At 39.7% G+C, this 6,172-nt stretch carries 6 protein-coding genes; 2 read left to right on the top strand and 4 right to left on the bottom strand.

From position 1 onward, the window contains the following. Positions 1–46: 46 nt before the first annotated feature. Together F8S12_RS39000 and hemJ are read left to right on the top strand one after the other, a co-directional pair. Positions 47–898 carry an alpha/beta fold hydrolase gene (locus tag F8S12_RS39000; protein WP_196521643.1) on the top strand — a complete coding sequence of 284 codons (852 nt, stop codon included), beginning with the start codon at positions 47–49 and terminating at the stop codon, positions 896–898. 188 nt (positions 899–1,086) lie between these two features. After that, positions 1,087–1,671: a protoporphyrinogen oxidase HemJ gene (gene hemJ, locus F8S12_RS38995; protein WP_196521642.1), complete on the top strand. Its 585-nt coding sequence runs from the start codon at positions 1,087–1,089 to the stop codon at positions 1,669–1,671. A 279-nt stretch (positions 1,672–1,950) separates the two neighbouring features. Here hemJ and F8S12_RS38990 read toward each other — a convergent pair whose 3' ends face one another. The 4 genes from F8S12_RS38990 to F8S12_RS38975 all read right to left on the bottom strand — a co-directional run bounded on the left by F8S12_RS38990 (position 1,951) and on the right by F8S12_RS38975 (position 6,143). Continuing rightward, positions 1,951–2,856 carry a peptidoglycan-binding domain-containing protein gene (locus F8S12_RS38990; RefSeq protein WP_196521641.1) on the bottom strand — a complete coding sequence of 302 codons (906 nt, stop codon included), beginning with the start codon at positions 2,854–2,856 and terminating at the stop codon, positions 1,951–1,953. Between the two features lie 102 nt (positions 2,857–2,958). Beyond that, a complete protein-coding gene (locus F8S12_RS38985; RefSeq protein ID WP_196521646.1) occupies positions 2,959–4,662 on the bottom strand; it encodes an NAD+ synthase in 1,704 nt (567 codons plus the stop codon). A gap of 174 nt (positions 4,663–4,836) precedes the next feature. Then, positions 4,837–5,583, bottom strand: coding sequence for an NUDIX hydrolase (locus tag F8S12_RS38980; RefSeq protein WP_196521640.1), 747 nt, complete (start codon positions 5,581–5,583; stop codon positions 4,837–4,839). Then, positions 5,544–6,143 carry a nicotinate-nucleotide adenylyltransferase gene (locus tag F8S12_RS38975; protein ID WP_196521639.1) on the bottom strand — a complete coding sequence of 200 codons (600 nt, stop codon included), beginning with the start codon at positions 6,141–6,143 and terminating at the stop codon, positions 5,544–5,546. Before F8S12_RS38975 ends, F8S12_RS38980 begins: the two co-directional genes overlap by 40 nt. Positions 6,144–6,172: the final 29 nt, after the last annotated feature.

The raw sequence follows: 6,172 nt of genomic DNA, 5'->3' as shown, positions 1-6,172 counted from the left end.
AATGCCCAATGCCCAATGCCCAATGCCCAATCCATAAAAAAATAGCGTGTCAATAACTGAACATAAAATCAATGTAGGTTCACTGGAATGGTTTTATCGGGAATCTTTACCAATCGGCAGAACTGACTTATTGCCTGTGTTATTGCTACACGGCTTAGTTTCACAAAGTTACAGTTGGCGTAATATTATACCTGCTTTAGGGAATCAGGGTACAAGAGCGATCGCACCAGATTGGATTGGTTACGGCTTTTCTGCAAAACCAGAAAAACGAGATTTTGCTTATACTCCCGATGCTTTTATCACAGCTTTAGAAGGATTTATCAAAGCGCTAGAAATTGAACATTTTTCTTTAGTTGTACAAGGTTTTTTAGGTTCTGTAGGACTACAATATGCCTTGCGTCACCCCGAACAAATTGCCAATTTAGCTATCCTAAATACACCAATTTCAACTGCTGCAAAATTACCGTGGAAAATTAAACAAATGGGTTTACCTTTGGTAGGTGAAGTTCTAACCCAAGACCCGCTTTTAGTTGACCGAACGCTAGAAGGTGGCAGCCGTTATCGCATAGAAGATAATGATTTAGATATTTATCGAAAACCATTTTTGAAAACTTCTGCATCTGGTCGGGGTTTGTTAGCAAGTATTCGCAATTTACAACTTGATGCAGCAATGACAGAAATCGAATCTGGCTTTAAACAATGGCAACAGCCAATTCTAATCCAATGGGGTATGATTGACCCTTGGTTATCTGTAGACATGGCACAAAATTTTGCAAATTCTGTGCCAACTAGCGAACTAATAAAACTTAATAATGTCGGACATTACCCTCAAGAACACTATCACGAAGAGATTTTGAAAGACCTTTTACCCTTTGTACGCCGTAAAGATGATCATTGACAATATACCTTTGGCAAAAATCGATATTATAAAAATGAACCCACAGCTAAACACCGATGATTTATCAGTGGTAAGGAAAGAAATTCTGGATTTTTGCCAGACTTGTAATATTATTTCTGCCTACATTTGTGAACTTTTTATGATCACTAAAAAAGCATCACAACCACAAGTAAAGGAGATTATAATCAATGGCTTATTCATGGTTTAAAGCATTTCACATTGTCGGCTTTGTAGTTTGGTTTGCCGGTTTGTTCTATCTGGTACGTCTTTTTATCTATCATGTTGAAGCTAATCAAGAACCGGAACCAGCACGAACGATACTGAAGAATCAGTATCAAATTATGGAAAAGCGCCTATACCATATCATCACTAACCCAGGAATGTTTGTCACGATCGCAATGGCTATCGGTTTATTAAGCACTGAACCGGATGTTTTAAAAGAGGGTTGGTTGCATATCAAACTGCTGTTTGTTGCCATTTTAATCGGCTATCATCATTACTGCGCTCGGATCATGAAGAAATTAGCAGTAGATGAATGTGGCTGGAATGGTCAGCAATTACGTGCTTTAAATGAAGCACCTACAGTTATGTTAGTAGCGATCGTGTTGCTGGCTGTGTTTAAAAATAATTTGCCTACAGATATCGCTGCCTGGACTATTTTTGCCATGATTATTTTGATGGCAGTAACTATTCAACTTTACGCTAAAAAACGCAGGCAGGATAAAGAGAAATTGACAGCACAGATAGGACAAGTTCCCCAAGAACAAAGTTAAACAAAATTGCTGTTTCACACCCAATACAGTTCGGTTAAGACAAGAGACGCGATAAACCGCGTCTCTCCGATCTAGAATTTTCATCAAAAAACCTTAACCGAACTGGGCGTTGCATATTTGCGGGATGAATTGAGATTTTTGTTCAAAACTAAAAATAGATTCTTTGCGTCTTTGCGCCTTTGCGCGAAACAAAATTCATCCCATTAATCAGCAACGCCCCGAACTGTATTGGTCTCACACCAATTAGGCTAGAATATTTGTACTACTATACTCATTACCTCATCCTGGAAACATCTTCATTAAATCATCCCCAGGAATAACTGTAGTGTAGAAGACATAATCTTTATTAGCTACATAACGACGATCTTGTTTAATTATCGCCATAAACTCTTTATGTCCCTCGCGCCTACGCCCTACTAAACAACCTGCACTAGCATTCTTAATATCATTTGCAGGAGCATCATAACCCCAATGTTGATTTATTAAGAAAAGACCTGTATCAAGTTTGTCACCAGTCCGTTGAAAATCTTTATTGAAATCTCGGTGGACGGTGATGGGTGCAACTTGCACTAATGCTTGGTGACGTTCTGCATTGCCGTGCTGTCCAACCGCCCAAGCTTTGTATTGCCCAAACTTAATTCTGGCAGCACCTCCATCATTCATAGGACTGAAGGTGTAACGGCTACCTGGTTCTGTAGTGGCTTGCCAGTAATTTACAATTTTGGGAGCGCCATTTACTATTTCAATCAGAATCCGTTGATCATTAAATTGATTGGGTGTATCTTTATTTAAACTCCAGTCTTCATCTAGTCCTTCCACATAGACAATGTTGTATTCTTTGGGATTAGTGAACACTTGATAATTTTTGGATAGCAAGTATTTCACAATCCTACTAGCAATGTCATTACCTAGTTTTAAGGAGGGTTTAGGTAGTTCCTCTGGTTTGGTTTCAATCAATTCTTTGGCTGTTACTGCTCCTAAAAAATCACTCTCTCCAGTCTTTTTTAGTTCTTGAAATTTTTTGAGGGATGCCACAGAAATTGGCCCAAACTTACCATCAGCTGGAGGTTCTAGCAAATATAAGCCGATTAGCAATATCTGAATCTGACGAGTCAAGTCTGTGTCATTAGCGATCGCCTCGAAGTTCCATTTAGTCTGTGTCCCTAAGAAATCTTGTAGTTTCATATTGCACCTCTCTGCATTTTCCTACGAGTAGGTATAAATGTTATGTTAATTGTTGATGATGTTTGAAACTATACGCTCATCCAAAAAGTTCTGTCAAAATTTTTATATTACTTTATGATTTAACGTCAAATGGGCATTTTTGACAGCGACCCAGTTATTAGCAATTGGCATTCGCCAACCAGTACCAAAGGCGCGATCGGTGATTTTTAAGCCGGGGGGTGCTTGTCGCCGTTTAAATTCAGCCCGCGCTACCATTTGGATTACTCGGTTTACAATCACTGAATCGTGACCTGCTGCAACAATTTGCGCTGCTGATTGGTGATTGTGAATCAGGCGTTGCAAGATATCATCCAAAATTTCGTAGGGCGGTAGAGAGTCTTGATCAACTTGACCTGGTTTGAGTTCAGCGCTGGGTGCTTTAGTCAAGATGTTTTGTGGAATAATTTCGTGATTGCGATTTAACCATTGGCAAAGTGAATAAACACGGGTTTTAGGGACATCTGCAATTACCGCTAACCCGCCATTCATATCGCCGTAGAGAGTACAGTAACCAACTGCCATTTCTGACTTGTTACCAGTGGATAGGAGGAGATAACCAAATTTGTTAGCGATCGCCATTAATAAATTACCGCGAATCCGAGATTGTATATTCTCTTCTGCTAGTCCAAACTCGGTACCTGCAAACAAATCGCCTAAAGTTTGATCAAAGCTTTGCATTAACTCTTTAATTGGTAAAATATTAGTCTTAATTCCCAGATTTTCGGCTAATGCCACAGCATCGCTAATAGAATGATCGGAACTGTAAGGGGAAGGCATAAGTACACCCAGGACATTTTCTTGACCAAGTGCAGCTGTTGCGATCGCTGCTACTATTGCCGAGTCAATCCCGCCACTTAAACCCAACACTACTTTAGAAAAACGACACTTGCGGACATAATCTCGCACTCCCAAAACCAAAGCTTGCCAAATTTCTTCATCTTCCGATTCATATACAGGTGCTACAGAACCCAACTGCAAATCCCGCAACGCCTCATCAAATTCAACCAGCACCAAATCAGTTTCAAAACCACGGGCGCGGCACATAATTTCACCTTGACGATTCAAGGCAAAACTACGCCCATCAAAAATTAGATCATCATTTCCCCCAACTTGATTAGTATAAATAATCGGTTGTTGAAAACGCACTGCACTATGCTTAAGCATTGTTTCTCGAAGCTGCTGTTTGCTGAAAGTGTAGGGCGAAGCAGACAAATTTACAATCAAATCTACACCTAGATTTGCTAACTCAGTAATCGGATTCACAGCATAACTACGTTTGCCCCAAAAATCCTCATCGTTCCACAAATCTTCGCAAATAGTTACACCAATATGGATATTATCTAAAATGAAATAATTAGCTTGCAATCCAGGTTCAAAATAGCGATGTTCATCAAATACATCGTAAGTAGGCAAAAGCCGCTTATGAAAGATTTGCTTAACCTGGCCATTTTCTAACAAAGCCATGCTGTTAAATAATGCTTTACCGCCAGTGATATGCCCTTTTAAGTTTTGTTCAACAGTTCCTAGCAACACAGCTAAATTTGGTGGTAAATCCTGAGCTAAGTTTTGTGAAGTGATGTTCATCGCTTCCACAAAACTAGGATTTAGTAATAAATCTCTTGGTGGATAGCCACACAAAGAAAGTTCTGGTGTCAACAACAAACGCGCACCACTAGAGGCGGCTCGTTGTGCCGCCTCCAAGATTGTTTGGGCATTTAAAAGTAAATCACCAATTGTTGGATTAATTTGAGCGATCGCAATTTTCATTTGTGTTAGCAAGAGTCAAGGGTTAATAGTCAAGGCTCGTAAATCTTTAAACTTTTATTAAGTAAGTGAATATGAATAATTAAAGGTTTATAGTAAGGGCTTCAGCCATTACACAAGACAATATAATTAATTTTACATTGCTTAATATGCTTTGATTTATTATTGCCTAATTGGTTAAATAAACACCAAAGGTTTATCTTTTAAGGGAGCAAAAGCTTCGGCATCAAACTTATACAAACTAGCCGGACGACCAGCACCTCGTGATGCCTTAATTCTGGTATCGCATAAAAAACCTAACTTGAGTAGACGCGCCCGAAAATTAGAATAATCGGCAAAATTGTCTCCTAAAACTGTCGCGTATAACTGATATAAATCATTCAAAGTAAACATTTCTGGCAAGACTTCAAAAGCCACTGGACTATACTCCAATTTATTTTGCAATCGCCTGTGTCCATAGGCCAGGATTTCATTATGGTCAAAAGCTAATTGTGGCACTTGTTTTACCGGATACCAAGCTATACCAGTCATGCGATCGGCAATCAATTCGGCTTCCTCAAAACGCACAAGGGCAAAATAGCTAACTGATAAATAACGCACACCATAACTATCGCTTCCTTCCCGTGGATCGCGATTCGGCCCCCCAAAGGTATACAGTTGTTCCAAATAGAGATTGTTAACCTTTATTTTCTCAGCCATAATGCGATAGGCAGCATCTTCTAAAGATTCTCCTCGACGCACCAAAGTACCGGGAAGACTCCAATAATTTAAAAATGGTTCTTGCTGTCGCATTACTAATAGAACTAACAGCCGATTTTGTGCAGTATCTACAGAAAAAATGACATTATCAACGCCAACCTTGAAATCGGCCAAAGGTTGTTGGTTTAGCGGAGTTGAAAGCTTTTTTTGGTGGTGTCCTGGCATTTGTACAAATGCTGTCTATTAATATACGCAACTACAGGGGGAGTAAGGGCTTCAAGATTTCCATTTTCGCGGTACGCTGTTGAGGAAACATTTAGACCAGTAAGAGAGGCGATCGCAATTTTCCCTCCCAGCTTTTGCACTACCTCTGAACTAGACTCATCTATTGCATATCCTGGTCGCGGCACGATCAATAGTTGCACTTGCTGTAACAAATCTTCAATGCGATACCAGCGTGGTAACTGACTCAGTAAATCTGAACCAATGATCAATGTCAATTCAGCGTCCTCTCCCCAAGTATGCTTCGCTTTGTCTACTGTTTCCAGTGTTCTAAAGCTACTCAATTCTTGTTCCAAAGCAATATTATGCCGTGGTGTATCTATATCCCCAATCAACAGTTGCAGCATTGCCGCCCGATGCTCTAAAAGTGTTTGATGAGACTTAAATGGATTATCTGCTGCCCAAACCGCCACCCAATCATAACGCTCAGACAACCAACTCATAATTGCCTGATGACCAGCAGTTGGTGGATCGGCACTAGTACCAAACAAAGCTATTTTCATACTAATTTGTAATTCGTAATTCGTAATTA

Origin of the sequence: Nostoc sp. WHI (assembly GCF_015714725.1) — a bacterium.
In the GTDB taxonomy this organism is placed as follows: domain Bacteria; phylum Cyanobacteriota; class Cyanobacteriia; order Cyanobacteriales; family Nostocaceae; genus Nostoc.
This window is presented reverse-complemented; position numbering and strand designations above follow the sequence as displayed.